The sequence below is a fragment of the Streptomyces sp. NPDC046977 genome (genome assembly GCF_040644455.1).
Lineage (GTDB): Bacteria > Actinomycetota > Actinomycetes > Streptomycetales > Streptomycetaceae > Actinacidiphila.
In genome coordinates this window covers 1-1,153 of the sequence record NZ_JBEYWO010000093.1, presented here as the reverse complement: position 1 = coordinate 1,153, position 1,153 = coordinate 1, and the positions used below count along the sequence as shown (strand labels likewise).

The following is a 1,153-nucleotide window of genomic DNA, read 5'->3' as shown; positions in this document are numbered from 1 at the left end:
CTACTGACTTGTAATGCGTGATGTCGTGGGGTGCTGACAGGTTGTGATCGTCGCGGTACACCACGGTCATGAGGTACGCGCAGGGTGGCGGGCTGACTGCCGAGCGGAGGGCGTTTCGCGAGCAGATCCGTCTGGATGCGGGCGAGATGTTCGCGGCCGGTTGCGGCAACGCCGAGGTGGCGAGGGTGCTGCGGGTTCATGTGCGCTCGGTGCAGCGCTGGCGGCGCGAGTGGGTCGAGCGGGGTGAAGCGGGCCTGGTTTCGAAGGGGCCGGCGTCCTTGCCCAAGCTCAGTGACGAGTTGTTCGTGAAGCTGGAGGCGGCGCTGGCGTTGGGGGCGGTGGCGCACGGCTGGTCCGACGAGCGCTGGACGCTCGCGCGGATCCGGACGCTGATCGGGCGGATGTTCCACAAGAGCTACACCGCGCCTGGGGTGTGCCTGTTGCTGCACCGGCACGGCTGGTCGCCCCAGGTCCCGGCTCGAAGGGCCGTGCAGCGCGACGACGAGGCGGTCGCGACGTGGGTGAAGGAGACTTGGCCGGCCGTGGAACCACCGCGGCGGCGCTCGGGGCCTGGACCGTCTTCGCCGACGAGGCCGGGTTCTCGATGACGCCGCACACCGCCCGCACCTGGTCCCGCACAGGCGTCACCCCGGTGATCCGGGTCAACGGAGGCAGCAGACGTCACCTGTCGGTTGCCGCTCTGTGCTGCTACAAGCCCGGCGAGCGGCCGCGGTTGGTCTTCCGGCACACCGGTGACCGGCGGGCCGACGGCCGCAAAGGCTTCTCCTGGAAGGACTTACGCGACCTGCTCACCGCCGCCCACACCAAGCTCGGCGGACCGATCGTGCTGGTCTGGGACAACGTAGGCCTGCACCTCAGTCGCGCGATGCGCGCCTGGACCACGGCCCGGGACTGGCTCACGGTGTTCCAGTTGCCGGCCTATGCACCGGACCTCAACCCCGTGGAAGGGATCTGGTCCAGCCTGCGACGCACCAGCCTGGCCAACATCGCCTTCACCGACTACACGCACCTGGTCAACGCAGTCCGCCGGGGCCTACGCCAGATCCAGTACCGGCCCACCATCATCACCGGCTGCCTCATCGGCACCGGCCTCGCCACAAGCCCCGGCGACATCACGCATTAATCCTCAGTA

The 1,153-nt window shown here is 68.8% G+C and carries 2 protein-coding genes; both read left to right on the top strand.

All coding sequences use genetic code 11. From position 1 onward, the window contains the following. The first annotated feature begins 68 nt into the window (after positions 1-68). Positions 69-608, top strand: coding sequence for a winged helix-turn-helix domain-containing protein (locus tag ABZ883_RS43140; protein WP_360917800.1), 540 nt, complete (start codon positions 69-71; stop codon positions 606-608). Beyond that, a complete protein-coding gene (locus ABZ883_RS43135; protein ID WP_360917802.1) occupies positions 605-1,144 on the top strand; it encodes a transposase in 540 nt (179 codons plus the stop codon). Before ABZ883_RS43140 ends, ABZ883_RS43135 begins: the two co-directional genes overlap by 4 nt. The last annotated feature ends 9 nt before the right edge of the window (positions 1,145-1,153 follow it).